Source organism: Variovorax paradoxus (genome assembly GCA_016806145.1).
GTDB lineage: Bacteria > Pseudomonadota > Gammaproteobacteria > Burkholderiales > Burkholderiaceae_C > Variovorax.
The window spans coordinates 182,078-204,841 of the sequence record CP063167.1 but is presented as its reverse complement, the minus strand read 5'-3'; the positions used below and the strand labels follow the sequence as shown (position 1 = coordinate 204,841).

The 22,764-nt window shown below is 71.4% G+C and carries 16 protein-coding genes; 11 read left to right on the top strand and 5 right to left on the bottom strand.

The window, feature by feature from the left end:
• Window positions 1-74: 74 nt before the first annotated feature.
• Window positions 75-4,508, bottom strand: a complete 4,434-nt coding sequence (locus INQ48_31875; protein QRF63037.1) for a hypothetical protein — start codon at window positions 4,506-4,508, stop codon at window positions 75-77.
• A gap of 457 nt (window positions 4,509-4,965) precedes the next feature.
• Entirely contained in the window at window positions 4,966-6,405 is a 1,440-nt protein-coding gene (locus INQ48_31870) for a DUF2083 domain-containing protein (GenBank protein QRF62157.1), read from the bottom strand.
• Between the two features lie 123 nt (window positions 6,406-6,528).
• On the opposite strand from INQ48_31870, the gene INQ48_31865 reads away from it, so the two are divergent.
• The 6 genes from INQ48_31865 (at window position 6,529) to INQ48_31840 (ending at window position 13,962) form a co-directional block, all read left to right on the top strand.
• The gene (locus tag INQ48_31865; protein ID QRF62156.1) at window positions 6,529-6,924 is read left to right on the top strand and encodes an acyl-CoA thioesterase; all 396 of its coding nucleotides are present in this window, start codon (window positions 6,529-6,531) and stop codon (window positions 6,922-6,924) included.
• A gap of 14 nt (window positions 6,925-6,938) precedes the next feature.
• Window positions 6,939-8,096: a 2-methylcitrate synthase gene (gene prpC, locus INQ48_31860; GenBank protein ID QRF62155.1), complete on the top strand. Its 1,158-nt coding sequence runs from the start codon at window positions 6,939-6,941 to the stop codon at window positions 8,094-8,096.
• 120 nt (window positions 8,097-8,216) lie between these two features.
• The gene (locus INQ48_31855; protein QRF62154.1) at window positions 8,217-9,197 is read left to right on the top strand and encodes a tripartite tricarboxylate transporter substrate binding protein; all 981 of its coding nucleotides are present in this window, start codon (window positions 8,217-8,219) and stop codon (window positions 9,195-9,197) included.
• A gap of 56 nt (window positions 9,198-9,253) precedes the next feature.
• Window positions 9,254-11,878 carry a Fe/S-dependent 2-methylisocitrate dehydratase AcnD gene (gene acnD / locus INQ48_31850; protein QRF62153.1) on the top strand — a complete coding sequence of 875 codons (2,625 nt, stop codon included), beginning with the start codon at window positions 9,254-9,256 and terminating at the stop codon, window positions 11,876-11,878.
• A 13-nt stretch (window positions 11,879-11,891) separates the two neighbouring features.
• Complete coding sequence (gene prpF, locus INQ48_31845) at window positions 11,892-13,085, top strand: 2-methylaconitate cis-trans isomerase PrpF (protein ID QRF62152.1); 1,194 nt, start codon at window positions 11,892-11,894, stop codon at window positions 13,083-13,085.
• A 16-nt stretch (window positions 13,086-13,101) separates the two neighbouring features.
• Complete coding sequence (locus tag INQ48_31840; protein ID QRF62151.1) at window positions 13,102-13,962, top strand: isocitrate lyase/PEP mutase family protein; 861 nt, start codon at window positions 13,102-13,104, stop codon at window positions 13,960-13,962.
• Here the strand turns inward: INQ48_31840 and INQ48_31835 are convergent.
• On the bottom strand, window positions 13,953-15,407 hold the full coding sequence (locus tag INQ48_31835) for a PLP-dependent aminotransferase family protein (GenBank protein QRF62150.1): 1,455 nt from the start codon (window positions 15,405-15,407) through the stop codon (window positions 13,953-13,955). The genes INQ48_31840 and INQ48_31835 overlap by 10 nt on opposite strands.
• Window positions 15,408-15,491: 84 nt before the next feature.
• On the opposite strand from INQ48_31835, the gene INQ48_31830 reads away from it, so the two are divergent.
• Window positions 15,492-16,115, top strand: a complete 624-nt coding sequence (locus INQ48_31830; protein ID QRF62149.1) for an FMN-binding negative transcriptional regulator — start codon at window positions 15,492-15,494, stop codon at window positions 16,113-16,115.
• Between the two features lie 18 nt (window positions 16,116-16,133).
• Here INQ48_31830 and INQ48_31825 read toward each other — a convergent pair whose 3' ends face one another.
• Window positions 16,134-17,489: an LLM class flavin-dependent oxidoreductase gene (locus INQ48_31825; GenBank protein ID QRF62148.1), complete on the bottom strand. Its 1,356-nt coding sequence runs from the start codon at window positions 17,487-17,489 to the stop codon at window positions 16,134-16,136.
• Window positions 17,490-17,696: 207 nt separating this feature from the next.
• On the opposite strand from INQ48_31825, the gene INQ48_31820 reads away from it, so the two are divergent.
• Genes INQ48_31820 through INQ48_31810 form a run of 3 tightly spaced genes read left to right on the top strand, consistent with a single transcriptional unit; the run spans window position 17,697 to window position 20,031 of the window.
• The gene (locus INQ48_31820) at window positions 17,697-18,794 is read left to right on the top strand and encodes a putative FMN-dependent luciferase-like monooxygenase (GenBank protein QRF62147.1); all 1,098 of its coding nucleotides are present in this window, start codon (window positions 17,697-17,699) and stop codon (window positions 18,792-18,794) included.
• Window positions 18,791-19,423 carry a CMD domain protein gene (locus INQ48_31815; protein ID QRF62146.1) on the top strand — a complete coding sequence of 211 codons (633 nt, stop codon included), beginning with the start codon at window positions 18,791-18,793 and terminating at the stop codon, window positions 19,421-19,423. Before INQ48_31820 ends, INQ48_31815 begins: the two co-directional genes overlap by 4 nt.
• A gap of 5 nt (window positions 19,424-19,428) precedes the next feature.
• Entirely contained in the window at window positions 19,429-20,031 is a 603-nt protein-coding gene (locus tag INQ48_31810; protein QRF62145.1) for an alkylhydroperoxidase domain protein, read from the top strand.
• Between the two features lie 3 nt (window positions 20,032-20,034).
• On the opposite strand, the gene INQ48_31805 is transcribed toward INQ48_31810, so the two are convergent.
• The gene (locus tag INQ48_31805; GenBank protein ID QRF62144.1) at window positions 20,035-20,976 is read right to left on the bottom strand and encodes a CysB family HTH-type transcriptional regulator; all 942 of its coding nucleotides are present in this window, start codon (window positions 20,974-20,976) and stop codon (window positions 20,035-20,037) included.
• A 286-nt stretch (window positions 20,977-21,262) separates the two neighbouring features.
• Here INQ48_31805 and INQ48_31800 point away from each other — a divergent pair, with 286 nt between their 5' ends.
• Complete coding sequence (locus INQ48_31800; protein QRF62143.1) at window positions 21,263-22,741, top strand: NAD(P)/FAD-dependent oxidoreductase; 1,479 nt, start codon at window positions 21,263-21,265, stop codon at window positions 22,739-22,741.
• Window positions 22,742-22,764: the final 23 nt, after the last annotated feature.

Here is a 22,764-nt window from a genome sequence, read left to right as displayed (position 1 = left end):
CACCATGAAAAAAAGCGGGCCGTCGCCGGCCCGCTCTTCTTCGTCGAGTCCGCGGCGCAAGCCGCGGTGTTCGATCAGCCCAGCAGGCCGTGCAGGATGTTGGCGACCGGGGTCACCACGTTGCCCACCGTGTGTTCGACCTGGCTGGTGATCGGGGTCACCACGTCGGTGACCACCGAGCCCACCGAGTGATCGACGTTCTCGACCACGTTGGACACGGTCTCGACCACCGGCGCCGCCGCCGCGGTCGCGCCGGCCAGGATGTCGGTCACCGGAGCCAGGGCACCGGAACCGGCGCTGGTCAGCGTGTCCACCACCGGCGCGAGGGTGTCGCTCAGGCCGCTGGCGATCTCGGTCACCGGCTGCAGGATGTTGGCCACCGGGCCATCGCCACCCAGCGCGCCGAGCAGGCTGCCGACGAGGCCGTCGTTGCCGAGCAGGCCGCCCACCAGGCCGTCGTTGCCCAGGAGGTTGCCGACCAGGCCATCGTTGCCGAGCAGGCCACCGACGAGGCCGTCGCTGCCGAGCAGCCCACCGACCAGGCCGCCTTCGCCGCCGCCGAGCACGCCACCCAGCAGGCCGTCGTCGCCCAGCACGCCGCCGAGCAGACCGCCGTCACCGCCGAGCACGCCGCCCAGGAGGCCGTCATCGCCCAGCACGCCGCCGAGCAGACCGCCGTCACCGCCGAGCACGCCACCCAGCAGGCCGTCGTCGCCCAGCACGCCGCCGAGCAGACCGCCGTCACCGCCGAGCACGCCACCCAGCAGGCCGTCATCGCCCAGGATGCCGCCGAGCAGGCCACCTTCGCCGCCGAGCACGCCACCCAGAAGGCCGTCGTCACCCAGGATGCCGCCGAGCAGGCCGCCTTCGCCGCCGAGCACGCCGCCCACGAGGCCGTCGTCACCCAGGATGCCGCCGAGCAGGCCGCCGTCGCCACCGAGCACGCCGCCCACGAGGCCGTCGTCACCCAGGATGCCGCCGAGCAGGCCGCCTTCGCCACCGAGCACGCCGCCCAGCAGGCCGTCGTCGCCCAGGATGCTGCCGAGCAGGCCGCCTTCGCCGCCGCCGAGCACGCCGCCCAGAAGGCCATCGTCACCCAGGAGGCCGCCGCTGCCGAACAGGAAGCCGCCGTTGCCGCCGAGCGCACCGCCGAGCAGGCCGTCGTCGCCGAGGAGGCCGCCGAGCAGACCGCCTTCGCCACCCAACAGACCGCCGAACAGGCCGCCATCGGCAGGCGCATCGGCCGCGACCATCAGGCTGGCCGAGGCGCCGGCATCGGCACCACCACCGAGCAGGCCACCCAGCAGGCCGCCGAGAAGGCCGTCGTCGCCGAGGACGCCGCCAAGCAGGCCGCCTTCGCCACCGAGGACGCCGCCCAGGAGGCCATCGTCACCGAGGATGCCGCCGAGCAGGCCGTCATCGCCGAGCACGCCACCCAGGAGGCCGCCGTCGCCGCCGAGCACGCCGCCCAGCAGGCCGTCGTCGCCGAGCACGCCACCCAGCAGGCCACCGTCACCGCCGAGCAGACCACCCAGCAGGCCGTCGTCACCCAGCACGCCGCCGAGCAGACCACCGTCGCCGCCGAGCAGACCGCCCAGCAGGCCGTCATCACCCAGCACGCCGCCGAGCAGACCACCGTCGCCACCGAGCACACCGCCCAGCAGACCGTCGTCACCCAGCACGCCACCCAGAAGACCACCGTCGCCGCCGAGCAGACCGCCCAGCAGGCCGTCGTCACCCAGCACGCCACCCAGAAGACCACCGTCGCCGCCGAGCAGACCGCCCAGCAGGCCGTCGTCACCCAGCACGCCGCCGAGCAGACCACCGTCGCCACCGAGCAGACCGCCCAGCAGACCATCGTCGCCCAGCACACCACCCAGGAGGCCACCGTCGCCACCGAGCAGACCGCCCAGCAGACCATCGTCGCCCAGCACACCACCCAGGAGGCCACCGTCGCCACCGAGCAGACCGCCCAGCAGGCCGTCGTCACCCAGCACGCCGCCGAGCAGACCACCGTCGCCGCCGAGCACGCCGCCCAGCAGGCCGTCATCGCCCAGCACGCCACCCAGCAGGCCATCGCCGCCGATCAGATTCGCCACGCCATCGGTCAGGAAGTCGACCTGCGTGCCCACCGCGCCCAGCAGCGCGTCGGTGGTGCCGGCGCCGAGCAGCTGGTCGGTCAGCGGGCTCAGCAGGCCGCCAACGCCGTCGGTGACCTGACCCACGAGGTCGTCCACCGGATCCAGCACGTTCGGGTCGTTCGCCGTGAAGCTGTCGCCGAACACCGGGGCCAGCAGGCCGCTCACGGTGTCGGTCAGGCTGTCGGTGAGGCCGACCACCGGAGCGAGCACGTCGCCCAGGCCGAGCTCGCCGAGCAGGCCGTCGTTGAGGCCTTCGACCAGGCCGCCGACGATGCTGTCGGTCGGGTCGAGCAGTTGCGCGCCCGTGCCGCCGCCGCCACCGCCGATGCCGTCGAGCAGGCCGCCCAGCAAGCCACCGACCAGTCCGTCTTCGCCGAGCAGGCCGCCCACGAGGCCGTCGCCACCCAGCAGGCCGCCGACCAGGCCGTCGTCGCCGAGCAGGCTCGGGACCAGACCGTCTTCGCCGAGCACGCCGCCGAGGATGCCGCCTTCGCCGAGCAGGCCACCCACCAGGCCATCGTCGCCCAGCAGGCCACCGACCAGGCCGTCGTCGCCGAGCAGACCGCCCACGAGGCCGTCGCCGCCGATCAGGCCACCGAGCAGTCCGTCGTCGGCCAGCACGCCGCCGAGCAGGCCGTCGTCACCAAGCAGGCCGCCGACCAGGCCCTCATCGCCCAGCAGACCACCGAGCAGACCATCGTCGCTCAGCAGGCCGCCCAGCGGACCGCCGGCACCGAGGATGCCGTCTTCGCCGAGCACGCCGCCCAGCAGTCCGTCCTCGCCGAGCAGACCGCCCACGAGGCCGTCGTCGCCGAGCACGCCGCCGAGCAGGCCGTCTTCACCGCCGAGCAGGCCACCGAGCGGGCCGTCGGCCAGCAGGTTGCCAACCACGCCATCCGGGCCCAGCAGGCTGCCGACCAGACCATCGGGTCCGAGCAGGCCGCCGCTCAGGCCTTCGCTGCCGAGCAGGTTGCCCAGCAGGCCGTCGTCGCCGAGCAGGCCGCCCACGAGACCGTCTTCACCGAGCAGGCCGCCGATGGCGCCGTCGTCGCCCAGCAGGCCACCGAGCAGGCCGTCTTCGCCGAGCGCCGGGCCCAGCAGGCCGCCGAGCAGGCCGTCCTCGCCGCCCAGGCCGCCGAGCAGGCCACCGTCACCGAGCAGGGTGTCGAGCAGGCTGCCGACCGCGGTGCCTTCGCCGATCACGCCGCCGAGCAGGCCGTCGTCGCCCAGCAGGCCGCCGACCAGACCGTCCTCGCCGAGCAGGCCGCCCAGCAGGCTGTGTTCGCCGAGCAGGCCGTCGAGCACCTGGCCGACCACGCCGTCGTCGCCCAGCAGGCCATCGACCAGGCCATCGACGCCCAGGCCGGTGGTCACGCCGCCCAGCAGGCCTTCGCTGCCCAGCACGTTCTCGAGGATGTTGTTCAGGGCGTCGGTCAGGTAATCGACCTGGGCGTTGACCGTGTCGATGATCGCGCCGGTGGTGCCGCCGCCCAGCAGGCCGTCGACGACGGGCGACAGCACGCCGCCGAGGTTGGTGGTGACATGGTCGACCGCGTTGTCCACGGGATCGAACTCGTTGGGATCGTTGGGCGTGAACTCGTTGCCGGCGATCGGCGCGAGCACGTCGTCGACCACGTCGGTGACGCTGTTGACGATGGGCTTCACGGTCTGCAGCGCGCCGCCCAGGCCCAGGGTGTTGTCCACGGCATCGACCACATGGCCGACGGCGCTGTCGCCCGGATCCAGCAGGTGGTCGGCATCGGCGTCCGCATCGGCGTCAGCGTCGGCATCCGCGTCCGCGTCCGCATCTGCGTCGGCATCCGCATCGGCGTCTGCATCCGCGTCCGCGTCGGCATCTGCATCGGCGTCCGCATCGGCATCCGCGTCTGCATCGGCATCACCGTCCGCATCGGCATCCGCATCCGCGTCCGCGTCGGCATCCGCGTCGGAATCGCCGACACCGGGAATGAAGAAGGGAACGCTCGAATCGCCGCCGCCGCCACCCAGGGCCGCGGCCAGCGCGATGCCGCCCAGCGCGCCGAGCGCGAACTCGCCGATGCCGAGGCCACCGCCGGTGGCGAGCTTCTTGGTGACGGCCAGCGCCGCCGCATCGGCGTCGGCATCGGGCGGGGTGACCGCGAGGTCGCCCGAGGCCACGTCGACATTCACCTGCTCGAGGCCGCCCGGGAGCTTGGTCGACGTCACGGTGGCATCGGTGCCGCCCGCGAAGACGCCGGCCAGCGGTGCCTTGTTGGTGGCCGAGCCGGGGAACAGCACATTGGCCTGGCCGCCATCGGGAACGATCACGCGGTCGCCGGCGATCAGCGACTGGTTGCCGTTCACCGGGATGCTCACGCCGTCGCGCACGACGGTCGTGCCGGGCGTCGCATTCGATAGCGATCCGATGCTGGCGGGCGCCGAGGGCGGCACCGCCGCGGTCGCGCCCATCGGGGCGATCGGCGAGGCGGTGGCTTGAGCGAGCACCACGGGTGCCCCACCGTTTGCGGTGGTGCCGAGGGGCGTCGGAGTCGATGATTCTGTTGTAGTCATGGCGGCCTCTGTGACAAAGATATGGCCTACAGGGGCAACATGCGTGCCGCCTCCGCGCCGCCGCCATGGCGGGCCGCTGTTACGGCACGGCGACCGCCTTATCTCGTTGATTCAAAAGACTTTTTTCTTTTGGGGTAACACGCGGCGGGAACATCCGTAACACCGCATTTCGCCGCGCGTTACGTAACGTGCGGCGTTTTTTCCGCGGAACGTCGAGCGGGTTTGGGGGGCGCGGGTCATGCCGGCGAAGGCGCCGAAAAGCCGTCGGACAAAGCTAGCGCTCGAACCCATAGGGCGCGAACCGGCTCTGGTTCTCGTCCACGTCCAGCGCCTCGCCGATGAACGGAAAGGCGCGCTGCGGGCAGCGCTCGCGCTCGCAGACCTTGCATCCCATGCCGATCGGCGTGGCGGCCTCGGGGTCCTGCAGGTCGAGCCCCTTGGCATACACCAGCCGCGGCGCATGGCGGATGTCGCAGCCCAGCCCGATCGAGAAGGTCTTGCGCGGCGAACCATAGCCGCGCTGCCCGCGCGAGACCGAGCGCGCGATCCACAGGTAGCGCCGCCCGTCGGGCATGCGCGCGAGCTGCGGCAGGATGCGCTCGGGCTGCGCGAAGGCCTCGTACACGTTCCACAGCGGGCAGGTGCCGCCGGTGCGGCTGAAGTGGAAGTGGGTGGCCGACTGGCGCTTGGAGATGTTGCCGGCCTTGTCCACGCGCACGAAGAAGAAGGGCACGCCGGGCGCGCCCACCCGTTGCAGCGTGCTGAGCCGGTGGCACACGGTCTCGAAGCCGACGCCGAAGCGCTGGCCGAGCAGGTCGATGTCGTAGCGCAGCGATTCCGCGGCCTCGAGGAAGGCGCCGTAGGGCAGCAGCAGGGCGCCCGCGAAGTAGTTGGCCAGGCCGATGCGCGCCAGCTTGCGCGAGGCCGGGTCCTCGGTGAAGGGCGGCGCGTCGACCAGCGCGTCGATCGCCGCGCCGAGCTCGAGCAGCGCGAGCTGGGTGCCGAGCTGGAACGCCTGCTGGCCCGGCTCGAGCGCGGGTGACAGCCGCAGGCTGCGCTGCGCGGCGTCGTAGCGGCGCTTGCTGACCTCGGTGTCGTCGGTCAGCAGCACGCGCACGCCATGGCGTTGGCGCAGCCGCTCGACCAGCCATTCGGCGAGATGGCCGCCGTGGTCGCGCGCGCCCGGCGCGGCCTGCGCCTGCTGCGCCTCGCGCGCCAGCGCCTCGGCCGCGCGGTCGAGGGTGTCGAAGTGGTTCTGGTGCGCGAAGAAGAAGTCGCGCACCACCTCGAAGGGCATGGCGCGCGGCGCGGCCAGGCCCGAGCGCTCGTCGCCCAGGCGCAGCGCCATGGTCTCGAGCTGTTCCATCGCCTCGATGTTGCGGCGGTGCAGCGCCAGCAGCGCGCGGCCCAGCGCGGGCATCTGCGCCGCCACCTCCTGCAGCTCGGGCAGCGCCACCGGCTCGGCGGCGTCGGCCAGCGCCTCGCGCATGCCGGCGACCAGCCGCGCCTCCTCGTCCTCTGAGAACTGCTGGATGTCGACGCCGAGCGCGCGGCTGATCTTGAGCAGCACCGCCACCGTCAGCGGCCGCTGGTTCTGCTCGAGCTGGTTGAGGTAGCTGGGCGACAGCTCCAGGGCATTGGCCAGCGCCACCTGCGACAGGCCGCGCTCCGCGCGCAGGCTGCGCAGGCGCACGCCCATGAATGTCTTCTTCATCGTTTCGCCTTCGCTGCGAATGCGGGGGAATTCGCAAAATTCGCAAATTGGAGGATTGGGGTTCGCAAGAATTTGCCTTTTCAGTCCTTCTGCAAACCGCATTCTCTGCGTAGATTGCGAAGCATGACAACACCCGCCGGAACGACCGAACTGCGCGAACTGGTGCTGCCGGTGCATGCCAACCACCGCGGCACGCTGTTCGCGGGGCAGGGCCTGCAACTGATGAGCAAGGCGGCCTTCCTGGCCGCGCGCGGCCTGGCGCAGCGCGAGGTGGTGATGGCCGGCGTGACCGGCGTCGACTTCCTCGCGCCGGTGCCGGTGGGCCACCAGCTGCTGCTGCGCGGCTGGGTCAGCCGCATCGGCCGCAGCTCGATGACCGTGTGCGTGACCGGCCTGGCCGACGTGCCGGGCGCGCCGGCCGAAGAAGTCCTCAAGGGCGTGTTCGAGATGGTGGCGGTCGACGCCGCCGGTCGTCCCGCCGCCATCGATCGCGCCTACCTCGACGAACAAACCGCATGAACGCAACCAAGCCCATGACCGAAACCACCGCACCCGCGGGCTTCCGCCCGAAGAAATCCGTTGCCCTCTCGGGCGTGACCGCGGGCAACACCGCGCTGTGCACCGTGGGCCGCACCGGCAACGACCTGCACTACCGCGGCTACGACATCCTCGACATCGCCGAGGTCTGCGAGTTCGAGGAGATCGCCCACCTGCTGGTGCACGGCAAGCTGCCCACGCGCGCCGAGCTCAAGGCCTACAAGGCGCGGCTCAAGGCGTTGCGCGGCCTGCCCGCGAGCGTGAAGGAAGCGCTCGAGAGCCTGCCGGCCGGCGCCCATCCGATGGACGTGATGCGCACCGGCGTCTCGGCGCTGGGCTGCGTGCTGCCCGAGAAGGACGACCACAACCTGCCGGGCGCGCGCGACATCGCCGACCGCCTGATGGCCTCGCTGGGCTCGATGCTGCTGTACTGGTACCACTGGAGCACGCAGGGCAAGCGCATCGACGTGGAGACCGACGACGATTCGATCGGCGGCCACTTCCTGCACCTGCTGCATGGCCGGAAGCCTTCCGAGGCCTGGGTGCGCGCGATGCACACCTCGCTCAATCTCTACGCCGAGCACGAGTTCAACGCCAGCACCTTCACCGCGCGCGTGATCGCGGGCACCGGCAGCGACATGCACTCGGCCATCGCCGGCGCGATCGGCGCGCTGCGCGGCCCCAAGCACGGCGGCGCCAACGAGGTCGCGTTCGAGATCCAGAAGCGCTACGACAGCCCGGCCGAGGCCGAGGCCGACATCCGCCGCCGCGTGGAGGCCAGGGAAGTGGTGATCGGCTTCGGCCACCCGGTCTACACCGTGAGCGACCCGCGCAACGTGGTGATCAAGGGCGTGGCCCGGCGGCTGTCGGAGGAGGCCGGCTCGACCAAGATGTACGACATCGCCGAGCGGCTCGAGTCGGTGATGTGGGAGGTCAAGAAGATGTTCCCCAACCTCGACTGGTTCAGCGCCGTGAGCTACCACATGATGGGCGTGCCGACCGCCATGTTCACGCCGCTGTTCGTGATCGCGCGCACCAGCGGCTGGGCCGCGCACGTCATCGAGCAGCGCGTGGACAACAAGATCATCCGCCCGAGCGCGAACTACACCGGTCCCGAGGACCTGGCGTTCGTGCCGATCGAGGCGCGCGCCTGAGGCCGGAGGCAGGGGCGCGGTGAAGTCCTTCCAGGTCGATGTCGCTCGGAGCACACTCCGCGGTGCCGCCCCGCGGGGCGGCGCGCTCCCACATCGAACGACAACACTGGAGACAAGACCATGACGCTGAATCGCCGCGCCTTCTCGGCCGCCGCCCTGGCGGGCCTGACCCTGCCCGCCGCCACCCTCCGTGCCCAGGAGGCCTTCCCGAACAAGCCTTTGCGCATCGTCTGCCCCTTCGCACCGGGCGGTGGCTCCGACTTCATCGCGCGCGTGGCGGCCAACGTGCTGACCCAGCAGCTGGGCCAGTCGGTGGTGGTGGACAACCGGCCCGGCGCCGGCGGCACCATCGGCACCGAGTACGCGCTGCACACGCCGCCCGATGGCTACACGCTGCTGCTGATCGCGGGCAGCTACACCGTCAATCCCTCGCTCTACAAGCTGCGCTTCGATCCGGTGGCCGAGATGACGCCGGTGATCCAGCTCTCCAAGGGCGCCTACGTGCTGTGCGTCAACCCGTCGAAGGTGCCCGCGAAGAACCTGCAGGAACTGCTGGCCTTCGCGCGCCAGAACCCCGGCAAGCTCACCTTCGCCTCGGCCGGCAACGGCAGCCACCTGCACATCGTGAGCGAGTACCTGTTCGGCATGGCGAAGGTCAAGGCCACGCACGTGCCGTACCGCGGCACCGGGCCGGCCGTCACCGACCTGGTGGCGGGCAACGTCGACATGCTGATCGCGGGCACCGAGGCGCTGATGCCGCACGTGCAGTCGGGCCGGCTGCGCGCCTTCGCCGTCACCACGGCCAAGCGGCTGCAGGCCTATCCCGACATCCCCTCGATCGCCGAGAGCGGCGGCCTGCCTGCGTACGACGTGGTGGCCTGGCACGGCCTGATCGCGCCCCGGGGCGTGCCGCCGTCGGTGCTCGCCAAGCTCAACGGCGCGCTCGACGCCGGCCTCAAGGCGCCCGAACTGGTCGCGAAGCTCGATCCCACCGGCGTGTCGCCGGCCGGCGGCAGCGCCGAGCAGTTCGGCGCGCTGATCGGCACCGAGATCCCGCGCTATGCCAAGGTCGTGAAGGACAACGACATCCGCTCCGAATGAACCCCGCGCGGCCCCTCGCAGCGGTGCCGCATCGCTTTCCTGCCCGCTTCCCCACGATGACTTCAAGCCACAGAAAAAAACTCCCCGGCACCGCGCTCGACTACATCGACGCGCGCGCCGCCATCGAAGCGCTGCGCCCCGGCGCCTGGGACACGCTGTCCTACACCGCGCGCGTGCATGCCGAGAACCTCGTGCGCCGCTGCGATCCCGCGATCCTCGACGAATGCCTGCTGCAGATCGCCGAACGCCGGCGCGATCGCGACTTCCCGTGGTTTCCGGTGCGCGTGGTGTGCCACGACATCCTGGGCCAGACCGCGCTGGTCGACCTCGCGGGCCTGCGCGATGCGATCGCGGCCGAGGGCGGCGATCCGGCGCAGGTGAATCCGGTGGTGCCGGTGCAATTGATCGTCGACCACTCGCTGGCCGTGGAGTGCGGCGGCTTCGACCCGCGGGCCTTCGAGAAGAACCGCGAGATCGAGGACCGGCGCAACGAGGACCGCTTCCATTTCATCGAGTGGACGAAGCGCGCCTTCGCCAACATGGAGGTGATCCCCGCGGGCAACGGGATCATGCATCAGATCAACCTCGAGAAGATGTCGCCCGTGGTCTACGTGCAGGACGGCCTGGCCTTCCCCGACACCTGCGTGGGCACCGACAGCCACACGCCGCACGTCGACGCGCTGGGCGTGATCGCGGTCGGCGTGGGCGGGCTCGAAGCCGAGAACGTGATGCTCGGCCGCGCCTCGTGGATGCGGCTGCCCGAGATCGTCGGCGTGGCGCTCACGGGCCGCCGCCAGCCGGGCATCACCGCCACCGACATCGTGCTGGCGCTGACCGAGTTCCTGCGCAAGGAAAAGGTGGTCGGCGCCTACCTCGAGTTTTATGGCGAGGGCGCGCGCAGCCTCACCATCGGCGACCGCGCGACCATCTCCAACATGTGCCCCGAGTACGGCGCCACCGCCGCGCTGTTCCACATCGACGAACAGACGCTGGCCTACCTGCGGCTCACCGGCCGCGAGGACGCGCAGGTCGCGCTGGTCGAGACCTATGCGAAGACCGCGGGCTTCTGGGCCGACGCGCTGGCATCCGCCACCTACGAGCGCGTGCTGCGCTTCGACCTCTCCGGCGTGGTGCGCAACATGGCGGGCCCGTCGAACCCGCACCGCCGCCTGCCGACCTCGCAGCTGGCCGAGCGCGAGATCGCCATCGGCCTGCACGCGGCGCGCCAGCAGGAGGCCGCGGGCCTGATGCCCGACGGCGCCGTGATCATCGCGGCCATCACCTCGTGCACCAACACCTCGAACCCGCGCAACGTGATCGCCGCCGGCCTGCTGGCGCGCAACGCCAACCGGCTGGGCCTGGTGCGCAAGCCCTGGGTCAAGTCCTCGCTGGCGCCGGGCTCGAAGGCCGTCGAGCTCTACCTGCGCGACGCCGGCCTGCTCGCCGAACTCGAGCAGCTGGGCTTCGGCATCGTCGCCTTCGCCTGCACCACCTGCAACGGCATGTCGGGCGCGCTCGATCCGAAGATCCAGCAGGAGATCGTCGAGCGCGACCTCTACGCCACCGCCGTGCTCTCGGGCAACCGCAACTTCGACGGCCGCATCCATCCCTACGCCAAGCAGGCCTTCCTGGCCTCGCCGCCGCTGGTGGTGGCCTATGCGATCGCGGGCACCATGCGCTTCGACATCGAGCGCGACATCCTCGACGTGGTCGACGGCAAGGAGATCCGCCTGGCCGACCTCTGGCCCGCCGACGAGGAGATCGACGCGATCGTCGCCGCCTCGGTGCGGCCCGAGATGTTCCGCCAGGTCTACGAGCCGATGTTCGCGATCCATGCCGACCACGGCGAGAAGGCCAGCCCGCAGTACGACTGGCGCCCGCAGTCCACCTACATCCGCCGTCCGCCCTACTGGGACAGCGAGGGCGTCGGCGCGCTCGCGGCCAACCCGCGCACCCTGCGCGGCATGCGGCCGCTGGCCCTCCTGCCCGACAACATCACGACCGACCACCTGTCGCCGTCGAACGCGATCCTGCTCGACAGCGCCGCCGGCGAGTACCTCGCGAAGATGGGCCTGCCGGAAGAGGACTTCAATTCCTACGCCACGCACCGCGGCGACCACCTGACGGCGATGCGCGCCACCTTCGCCAACCCGCAGCTCGTCAACGAGATGGCGGTGGTCGACGGCGTGCAGCAGAAGGGTTCGCTCGCGCGCATCGAGCCCGAGGGCCGCGTGGTGCGCATGTGGGAGGCGATCGAGACCTACCTGAACCGCCGCCAGCCGCTGATCATCGTGGCCGGTGCCGACTATGGCCAGGGCTCCTCGCGCGACTGGGCCGCCAAGGGCGTGCGCCTGGCCGGCGTCGAGACGGTGGTGGCCGAGGGCTTCGAGCGCATCCACCGCACCAACCTGCTCGGCATGGGCGTGCTGCCGCTCGAGTTCAAGCCCGGCACCACGCGGCTCACGCTGGGGCTGGACGGCACCGAGACCTACGACGTGGTCGGCGAACCGGCCCCGCGCGCCGACCTCGCGCTGATCGTGCATCGCCGCAATGGCGAAGTGCTGCGCGTGCCGGTCACCTGCCGCCTCGACACTGCCGAGGAAGTGTCCATCTACGAGGCCGGCGGCGTGCTGCAGCGTTTTGCGCAAGACTTCCTGGCCGCGAACACCGCGGCCGCTTGAGAAAACCATCGCCATGGCATCCATTCCCCAGATCAAGATTCCCGCCGTCTACATGCGCGGCGGCACCAGCAAGGGCGTGTTCTTCCGCCTGCAGGACCTGCCGCCGGCCGCGCAACAGCCGGGCCCGGCGCGCGACGCGCTGCTGCTGCGCGTGATCGGCAGCCCCGACCCCTATGCCAAGCAGATCGACGGCATGGGCGGCGCCACCTCGTCGACCTCGAAGACCGTGATCCTCGCGCGCTCGACGCGGCCCGACCACGACGTCGATTACCTGTTCGGCCAGGTGTCCATCGACAGCGCTTTTGTCGACTGGTCGGGCAACTGCGGCAACCTGTCGGCCGCCGTGGGCCCGTTCGCGATCGCGCAGGGCCTGGTCGACCCGGCCCGCGTGCCGCCCGACGGCGTGTGCACCGTGCGCATCTGGCAGGCCAACATCGGCAAGACCATCGTGGCCCATGTGCCGATCTCGCTCGGCCAGGTGCAGGAGACCGGCGACTTCGAGCTCGATGGCGTGACCTTCGCGGCGGCCGAGGTGCCGCTGGAGTTCATCGACCCGGCCGACGAAGGGGAGGGCGATGGCGGCGGCGCGATGTTCCCCACGGGCAAGCTCGTCGACGACCTCGAGGTGCCCGGCGTCGGCACCTTCAAGGCCACGCTGATCAACGCGGGCATCCCCACCATCTTCGTCAACGCCGCCGACATCGGCTACGGCGGCACCGAGCTGCAGGACGCGATCAACGGCGACCCCGAGGCGCTCGCGATGTTCGAGACCATACGCGCGCACGGCGCCGTGAAGATGGGCCTGATCCAGGACATCGCCGAGGCCGCGAAGCGCCAGCACACGCCCAAGGTCGCATTCGTCGCGCCGCCGAAGGACTACGTCGCGTCCAGCGGCAAGCCGGTGCGCGCCGCCGACGTCGACCTGCTGGTGCGTGCCCTGTCGATGGGCAAGCTGCACCACGCCATGATGGGCACGGCCGCGGTCGCGATCGGCACCGCGGCCGCGATCCCCGGCACGCTGGTGAACCTCGCGGCCGGCGGCGGCGAACGCCAGGCGGTGCGCTTCGGCCATCCCTCGGGCACCTTGCGCGTCGGCGCCGAGGCGCGCGCGGTCGACGGCCAGTGGGCCGTGACCAAGGCCCTGATGAGCCGCAGCGCCCGCGTATTGATGGAAGGCTGGGTGCGCGTGCCCGGCGACAGTTTCTGAAAAACGGATCATCCTCATGTCCACCCGCAAGCAACTCAAATCCCTCGCCGAGGCCCGCCGCGGCCTGATCGTTCCGGGCGCCTTCAACGCGCTCTCCGCCCGTGTCGTGGAAGACCTCGGTTTCCAGGCCATCTACGTCACCGGCGCCGGCGTCACCAACATGTGGTTCGGCATGCCCGACCAGGGCTTCATGGGCCTGTCGGAGATCGCCGACCACACGGCGCGCATCCGCGATGCCGTGTCGGTGCCGCTGATCGTCGATGCCGACACCGGCTTCGGCAACGCGCTCAACGTGCGCCACACCGTGCGCACGCTCGAGCGCGCGGGCGCCGACTGCATCCAGTTCGAGGACCAGGTCGCGCCCAAGCGCTGCGGTCATTTCTCGGGCAAGGAGGTGATCTCCACCGAGGAGGCCGTGAGCAAGATCAAGGCGGCCGTCGATGCGCGCCGCGATCCCGACCTGCTGATCATGGCGCGCACCGACGCGGCCGCGATCCATGGCTTCGAGGCCGCGGTCGAGCGCGCGCAGCGCTTCGCCGAGGCCGGCGCCGACATCCTGTTCGTCGAGGCCGTGACCAGCGCCGAGGAGGTTCGCGCGCTGCCGAAGCGGTTGGACCGGCCGCAGCTCATGAACATGGTGATCGGCGGCAAGACGCCGATCTTCAACGCGACCGAACTCAGCGAGCTCGGCTACGGCATCGTGCTCTATGCCAATGCCGCGCTGCAGGGTGCGGTGGCCGGCATGCAGAAGGCGCTGACGGTGCTGCGCGACGAGAAGGAAGTGCGCGAATCCAGCGGCCTGGTCACGCCCTTCGCCGAGCGCCAGCGGCTCGTGGGCAAGCCCGAGTGGGACGCGCTGGAGCAGCGCTACACCTGAAGCACCGCGGCCAGCAGCCGCACGCCCTGGTCGATCTGCTCGACCGTGAGGCTCGCATAGCCGAGGATCAGGCCGCCGCAACGGTTGCCGGTGGCCTTGCCCGCGTAGAGCGGCGACACCGGATACACACCCACGCCACGCAGCCGCGCGGCGGCGACCAGCGCGGCTTCGTCGCGCGGCCGCAGCCAGGGCAGCCACAGCACCACGTGCAGCCCGGCCGCCGTGCCCGCGACCTGCGCCTCGGCCGGCAGATGGCGCGCGATGGCCTCGAGCAGCGCCGTGCGGCGGCGTTCGTTCTCGCGCCGCACGCGCCGCACGTGACGCTCGTAGGCGCCGCTGTCGATCAGGGCCGCCAGCACCCGCTGCTCGAGCAGCGGCGCATGGCGGTCGGCCATGCGCTTGGCCTGGCGGAACACCGGCACCAGCTCGGGCGGCAGCACCAGGTAGCCGAGCCGCATCTGCGGCGACAGCGCCTTCGAGAAGGTGCCCACATAGAGCACGCGCCCGTCGGCATCGACCGCGCGCAGCGCGTCGATCGGGCGCTGGCCATAGCGGAACTCGCCGTCGTAGTCGTCTTCCACGATCCAGGCGCGCTGCTGCCGCGCCCATTGCAGCAGCTCGAGGCGCCGGCCGATGGCGAGCACGCCGCCGAGCGGGAACTGGTGCGAGGGCGTGACGTAGGCCAGGCGCGCGCGGCCGTCGCGCGGCAGCGCGGCCGTGTCCAGGCCCTGCGCATCGACGGGCACCGGCAGCAGCGCCGCTCCCGTGGCCTCGAAGCAGCGCCGCGCCATCAGGTAGCCGGGGTTCTCGAACACGAAGGCGTCGGCGGGATCGAGCAGCAGCCGCGCGCACAGGTCGATGCCCTGCTGCGAGCCCTGCACCACGACGATCTGTTCCGCGTCGCAGACCAGCCCGCGCGCGCGCCGCAGATAGCCCTGCAGCGCGCGCCTCAATCCTTCGTCGCCCTCGGGCGGGGCGTAGCTCAGGCTGCGCTGCTGGCGCAGCAGCTCGGCCTGGTAGGCGCGCCGCCAGGCCAGCGCGGGGAAGTCGCGCGAGGCGACCGCGCCATAGAGGAAGTCGATGCGCGCCGGCTCGCTCGGTGCGGTCGCTGGCGGCGCCATCGCGGCGATGCGGCGGCCGTAGGCCGACAGCGTGGGCGCGGGCCGGGCGCGGCGGGAGGCGGCCGCAGGCCGTGCCACGGCGGCAGACGACGGGCTCGCCACGCGCGCCGCGCGTCCCGCCGACGTGAGCAGGTAGCCCTCGGCGGCGAGCTGCTCGTAGACCGCGGTCACCGTGGTGCGCGAGACACCGAGCTCGGCCGCCAGGGCCCGGGTCGACGGGGCGGGCGCGCCGGCGGGCAGGGTGCCGTCGGCGATCTGGTCGCGCAGCAGCGCGTAGATGCGGCGGCCCGCGCCCTGGCCCGGAGGAGGCGACAACTGGTCCATGCAAAAAGGTCTAAACTGGTTCTTCGCATTGTGCCGGTTCGAAGCGACAGTGAGGCACCCCACACGCTTTCAGAGCCACGCCCGATGTACATCCCCGCGCATTTCGCCGTCACCGATCCCGCCGCGCTGCAGCGCGTCATCCGCGAGCATCCGCTCGGCATGCTGGTCACGCACGGCCCCGCGGGGCTGGACGCCGATCACCTGCCCTTCGAGTTCGATCCCGAGGTCGGCACCCACGGCCTGCTCTCGGCCCACGTCGCGCGCGCCAACGACGCCTGGCAGCGCTGCCCGACCGGCACCGAGGTCATGGTGGTCTTCCGCGCCGCGCAGGCCTACATCTCGCCGAGCTGGTATCCGAGCAAGCACGAGCTGCACCGGCAGGTGCCGACCTGGAACTACGAGGTGGTGCATGCGCACGGCACGATCACCGTGCGCGACGACGAGCGCTTCGTGCGCGGCATCGTCGCGCGCCTCACGCGCCGCCACGAGGCGGCCGAGCCCAGGCCCTGGAAGATGGGCGACTCGGCGCCCGAATTCATCGACGGGCTGCTGGGCCACATCGTCGGCATCGAGATCGCGCTCACCTCGCTGGTCGGCAAGTCGAAGCTGAGCCAGAACAAGGAGACGCGCGACCGCGCGGGTGCGTCCGAGGCGCTGGCCGCGCGCGGCCATGCCGAGATCGCCGAGCGCATGCGCCCGATCGACTGATCGGCCGGTCGCGCGCAGCTATGCGGCGGCGCCCACCGCGGCCCGGCGCTGCCCATGCCGCGGCCGCTGCAGCCCCAGGTGCTCGCGCAAGGTACTCCCCTCGTACTCGGTGCGCACCAGGCCGCGCCGGCGCAGCTCGGGCAGCACCAGCTCGATGAAGTCCTGCAGGCCGCCCGGGAACCAGGGCGACATGATGTTGAAGCCGTCGGCGCCGCCTTCCTCGAACCACTGCTGCAGCTGGTCGGCGATGCTCTGCGGCGTGCCCACCACCTGCTGGTGGCCGCGCGCGCCCGCGATGCGCAGGTAGAGATCGCGGATGCTGAGGTTCTCGCGCCGCGCGAGGTCGAGCAGCAGGCGCTGCCGGCTCTTGGGGCCGTTGGTCTCGGGCAGCTCGGGCACGGGGCCGTCGACCGGCAGGCCCGAGAAGTCGAAGCCGCCGATCACGTTCGACAGCAGCGAGACGCCCACCACCGGGTGCACCAGGTCCTGCAGCAGCGCGAACTTCTCCTCGGCCTCCTCCTGCGTGCGGCCGACCACCGGAAAGATGCCCGGCATGATCTTGATCGACTCGGGCTCGCGGTCGTAGGCCTGGGTGCGGTCCTTGATGTCGCGGTAGAAGCTCTTCGCCTCGTCGAAGGTCTGGTGCGCGACGAAGATCACCTCGGCCGTGCGCGCCGCGAGGTCGCGGCCGGCCTCCGAGGCGCCGGCCTGCACCACCACCGGCCGGCCCTGCGGCGAACGCGAGACGTTGAGCGGCCCGCGCACCGAGAAATGCTTGCCCTTGTGGTGCAGCACGTGCAGCTTGTCCGCGTGGAAGTACTGGCCGCTGTCCTTGTCGCGCACGAAGCTGTCGTCCTCCCAGCTGTCCCACAGGCCTGTCACGACGTCGTGGAACTCGGCCGCGCGCTCGTAGCGCAGCGCATGCTCGAAGTGCTCGTCGCGGTTGAAGTTCTGCGCCTCGCCGGTGCCGCTCGAGGTCACGAGGTTCCAGCCCGAGCGCCCGCCGCTGATCTGGTCGAGCGAGGCGAACTTGCGCGCCACGTTGAAGGGCTCGTTGAAGCTGGTCGACACGGTGGCGATCAGGCCGATGCGTTCGGTGACCGCGGCCAGCGCCGACAGCAGGGTCAGCGGCTCGAAGTGGTCGCTGCGCGCGGTGCGCGAGAGCGAGGCGAGTTCGCTGCTGCGCACGCCCACCGAGTCGGCCAGGAAGACGGCATCGAACTTCGCCGCCTCAGCCAGCTTCGCGAGCTCGACGTAGTGGCGGAAGTTGCTGCCCGCGTCGGCCTGGGCCTGCGGATGGCGCCAGGCGGCGATGTGGTGGCCGGTCTGCATGAGAAAGGCGCCCAGCTTGATCTGGCGGGAGGAAGTGGCCATGGGAACTCGTGGTCGGAGGGTGTGCGCGAAAGTGCGGCGGCAGGTTAAGTCGGTGCCCGCTCGCGCGGAAAGAAGGGATTCGCACTTCCTTAGGCGCGCACTGCATTTGGCAAAGGAAAGCTCGATTGCGCAGCCTCGGTTTGCGCATATGCATGCGACTTTTTCTTCGCAGCCGGCGCACGTCGAGGCCGCCACAATTTCCGCTTCATGCCCGAGCCTTCGCACGCACCCTCCGCACAACGACCGACGGTGCGCAAGCGCCTCGGCTTCTTCAGCCGGCTGCTCGACGACGCCCCCGCGGCCGAGCGCTATCGCCTGGTGGCCGCGCAGATCGCGCATGCCGAGGCCTTCGGCTTCGACTCGGCCTGGGTCGCGCAGCACCACTTCCACGAACACGAGGGCGGGCTGCCGTCGCCCTTCGTGTTTCTCGCCCACGTGGCCGCGCGCACGCGCCGCATCCGCCTGGGCACCGGCATCGTGACCCTGCCGCTCGAGAACGCACTGCGCGTGGCCGAGGACGCCATCGTGCTGGACCTGCTCACGGGCGGCCGGCTCGAGCTCGGCGTGGGCACGGGCGGCACGCCCGAGGCCTTCGCCGCCTTCGGCCTCGATGCGGCCGAGCGTCCGGCGCTGTTCGCGCGGCAGCTCGCGGCCGTGCGCGCGGCCTGGGCCGGCCGGCCGCTCGCGGGCGGCGACACGCTGTACCCCGCGGGCGCGCAATTGCTGGGCCGGATCTGGCAGGCGACTTTCTCCGTCAGTGGCGGCACGCGCGCGGGCCAGGCCGGCGACGGCCTGATGCTCTCGCGCACCCAGCCGCGCACGCTCGAAGCACCCGATGCGACGCTGGCCGAGCTGCAGGACCCGATCGTCGATGCCTACCTGGCCGCGCTGCCCGCCGGCGCCACGCCGCGCATCGTGGGATCGCGCAGCGTCTTCGTGGCCGACACGCGCGCCGAGGCGCTGCGCCTGGCCGAGATCGGCCTGCGCCGCTCGGCCGCGCGCTTCGCGGCCTCGGGCGGCGGTGGCCTCGCGGACCGCGCGGGCCCCGAGGCCACGCTCGAACAATTGATCGCGGCCTACGACGTGCACGTGGGAACGCCCGAGGACGTGATCGCATCGCTTGCCGCCGACAGCACGCTCAAGCGCGTGACCGACCTCGTGTGCCAGGTGCACTCGGTCGATCCGCCGCATGCGGCGATCCTGCGCTCGATCGAACTCGTCGCCACCGAGGTCGCGCCGGCGCTCGGCTGGCAGCGGGACACGGCTGCGGCACCCACCGACCTTCCTTCCCTCCAGACCTCATGACCGCCACCATCCCTCCCGTTGCCGACGTGATCGACCAGCTGGTCGGCATCGCGCCCGGCGATCCGCTCGACCGCTTGCGTGCGGAGCGCGAACAGGCACGCCTCAACGCCCAGCAGAGCTACCTCGCGCTGTTCGCGCCCACGCCGCCCGTGCCCGAAGCGTTCGACATCGCGGACCGCTTCGCCGTCGCGGCCTTCGTGACCGCGCTGCACGAGCAGCCCGAGGTCGCGCGCTTCTATGCGCAGCGCCTGGCCGCGCAGCGCGCACGCGCGGGCCTGGCCGACGCGATCGCGGACGAAGCGAAACGCGCCGCCGCGAAGGGCCCGTACGGCCGCTATCCCGCCGGCCCGCTGAGCGCCGAGGACACGGCCGGCCCCTCGTATGCGGTCGCCGATGCGAACCGCGAGGCGCTGGGCCCGCGCCTGTCGGCCGCGCTCGTGCACGCACAACTGCTGGTGTTCCATCCGCGCGATGCGAGCCCCACCGCGCTGCAGGCCTTGCTCGATGCCGGCTGGTCGTCCACCGGCATCGTGACCCTGTCGCAGCTCGTGGCCTTCCTCGCGTTCCAGGTCCGCGTCGTCGCGGGCCTGCGCACGCTGGCGCGCCATCCCATCACTTCCGTCGACTGAACGCCATGGCCACCGAATCGACCCTGAGCTATCCGGACAACGCGCACCCCACGCGCTTCACACAGGCGCAGCTCGAATGGCTGCCCTGGCTCGAGCCGCTGCCCGAAGCCGAGCTCACCGAGCGCCATTTCGCGGGCCTGGTCGATGCCTCGCGCGCCAAGTCGCCGTACTTCCGGCTGCTCGCGCGCGATCCCGACATCCTCGGCGCGCGCACGCGCACCGACAAGGACATCTTCTACAACCCCGAGGCCGGCCTGCCGCGCGCCGAGCGCGAACTGGCTGCGGCCGCGGCCTCGCGCCACAACGGCTGCATCTACTGCGCCTCGGTGCATGCGCGCTTCGCCACGCATTTCTCGCAGCGTGCGGACGACGTGCAGCGGCTGCTCGACGAGGGCACGACGGCCGCGCTCGGCGAGCGCTGGGACGCGATCGTCGCGGCTTCGGTGGCGCTGTCGTCCACGCCGTCCAGTTTCGGCACCGAGCACATCGAGGCGCTGCGCGCGCAGGGCCTGGACGACCTCGCGATCGCCGACGTGATCCACGGCGCCGCCTTCTTCAACTGGGCGAACCGGTTGATGCTCTCGCTGGGCGAGCCGCAACAACCCTGACGTTCAGCCGCCGTCGTCGGGCGGCGCCTCCGCGCTCGCGCGCGCGATCGCCTCGCGCGCCATGCCGGGCGCGAAGGCATCGATGAAGGCGTGGATGTAGCCGCGCAGGTGCCCGCCGCGGCGCACCGCGAGCTGGGTGCGGTTCTCGCCGAACAGGTGGCCGGCTTCCAGCGCGCGCAGGCGCCGGTCGCGCACCGCGTCGTAGGCCAGGTCGGCGACGATGCCCACGCCCACGCCCAGTTCCACATAGGTCTTGATCACGTCCGCATCCATCGCGGCCAGCACGATGTCGGGCGAGAGGCCATGGCGCGCGAAGGCCTCGTCGATGCGCGAGCGGCCCGTGAGGCCGCTGTCGTAGGTGATGAGCGGATGGCGCGCGAGCTTCTCGATGGTGAGCGGCGTCTCGGTCAGCAGCGGATGGCCCGCGGGTGCCACCACCAGGTGCGTCCAGCAGCGACAGGAGATGGCCGCGAGCTGCGGATGGTTCTGCGGCAACTCGGTGGCGATGCCCACGTCGACCTCGCCGTCGAGCAGCATCTGCGCGATCTGGCGCGGCGTGCCCTGGTGCAGGTGCAGTCGCACGCCGGGAAAGCGCAGCCGGAACTCCTGCACCGCGGCCGGCAGCGCATAGCGCGCCTGCGAATGCGTGGCCGCGATCGACAGCAGGCCTTCTTCGCGCGCCAGGAAATCCTGGCCGGCCTGGCGCAGGTTCAGGCTGTCGTCGAGCACGCGCTCGATGATCGGCAGCAGGTGGTCGCCGGGCGAGGTGAGGCCGGTGAGCCGCTTGCCCGAGCGCTTGAACAGCAGGATGCCGAGCTCGTTCTCGAGGTCGCGGATCTGCCGGCTCACGCCGGACTGCGAGGCCTCGAGCACCACCGCGGCTTCGCTGAGGTTGAAGCCGCAGCGCACGGTCTCGCGCACGGATCGCAGTTGCTGGAAGTTCATGGCGACGGGAAGAGGCTTGTCTCTGGCTGGGGCATGCGCCTTCCGGGCGCGCACTCGGTGGGAGTGCATGCAGGCTATCGCGCGGCGGGGCCGCGCGGCAAAGAACAAAAACGGATCAACGTATGCGGATTACGTGCTTCGCGAAGGCCGCGCTCTCTTGAAGAATGAGGGCTCTTGCCTTCGAGGGTGAGTGTCTCCTGGTCGCTACGGCGACGCAGTTTCAACGGGCCCCTCGGGGCCCGTTTTTTTTCGCGGCATCCGCCGCGCCACTTCTGTCGATCACCTCATGAGCAACGCCCCCTCCACGTCCCTCGCACCGAACGACCCGCGCGACCGCTTCGCCCACGAGGTCCTGCGCCTGCTCGGCCCCGCGCCCGCCAACTGGGTGCCGCGCCACGATGGCATCGACCACGACGTGCTCGTCGTCGGCGGCGGCCAGAGCGGTGCCGCGCTCTCGTTCGCGCTGCGCCGCGCGGGCATCGCCGAAGTCAGCGTGATCGATGCCGCGCCCGATGCGCAGCGCGCGGGCGTGTGGCTCACGCGCGCGCGCATGCACAAGCTGCGCACGCTCAAGAACCTGGTTGGCCCCGAGGGCTCGGTGAGTGCGCTGGGCTTCCAGGCCTGGTACGAATCGCGCCATGGCCTCGAGGCCTATGCGGCGCTCGACCGCATTCCGCGCACCGACTGGGCCGCCTACCTCGACTGGTTCCGCCACATCACCGCCACCGGGGTGCGTTACGGCACGCGACTGGTCGGCTTCGAGGCGGCCGGGCAGGGCGCGGTGCCGCACTTCCGCGTGCGGCTCGAGGTCGACGGCCAGGAGCGCATCGAGACCGCGCGCAAGCTGATCTTCGCCAACGGCGTGGCCGGCAGCGGCGCGCCCTTCGTGCCCGAGCTGCTCGCGAATGCGGTGGCCAGCGGGCTCGCGGCCCACACCGGCCATGCGATCGATTTTGCGGCGCTTGAAGGCAAGCGCGTGGCCGTGATCGGCGCGGCGGCCTCGGCCTTCGACGCGGCCGCGGTGGCGCTCGAGCATGGCGCGGCCGCCGTGCACCTGTTCGCGCGCCGCGACCATCTCGCGGCCACGCCGGTGGCGCGCGTGCGTGGCTATCCGGGCCTGTACGACAACTACTTCGCGCTGCCCGATGCCACGCGCTGGCACCATGCGGCGCGCTACCGGCGCCTGGGCACCACGCCGCCGCCCGACTCGGTGCAGCGCGTGCTGGCCTTTCCCAACTTCCATCTGCACCTGGGCGCGCCGTGGCGCGGCGTCACGCAGAACGGCAACCAGCTCGTGGCCCATGTGCACGACGAGCATTTCCACTTCGACTTCGCGATCGCCGGCACCGGCTACAGCCACGAGTTGAGCGAACGCCCCGAACTGACCGGCATCGCCGACCTGGTGCTGCGCTGGCGCGATCGCTTCGAGGCGCCCGCGCACGAGCGCGACGACGAGCTCGCGGCCGCGCCCTACCTGGGCGCGGGCCTCGAGCTGGTCGAGAAGACAGCGGGCACGGCGCCGTGGCTGCGCGACATCCACGTCTACAACCCGGGAGGCTTCGCGAGCACCGGCCTGCCGCTGGGCGACGTGCCAGGCATGCGCGGCTACGTGCCGGCCATCGTGCGCCGCATCAGCGAGGACCTGCTGCTGGCCGACCTGCCGCTGCACGAGGCACGCACGCGCGCCGAGGTGCCGCCGGACTTCGGGCCGGAGTTCTATGCGGGCGCGCTGTGGCAGGGCGAGGCGCGGCTGCAGGCGGCCTGAGAAAACAGGAGCGGAGCTCCGGA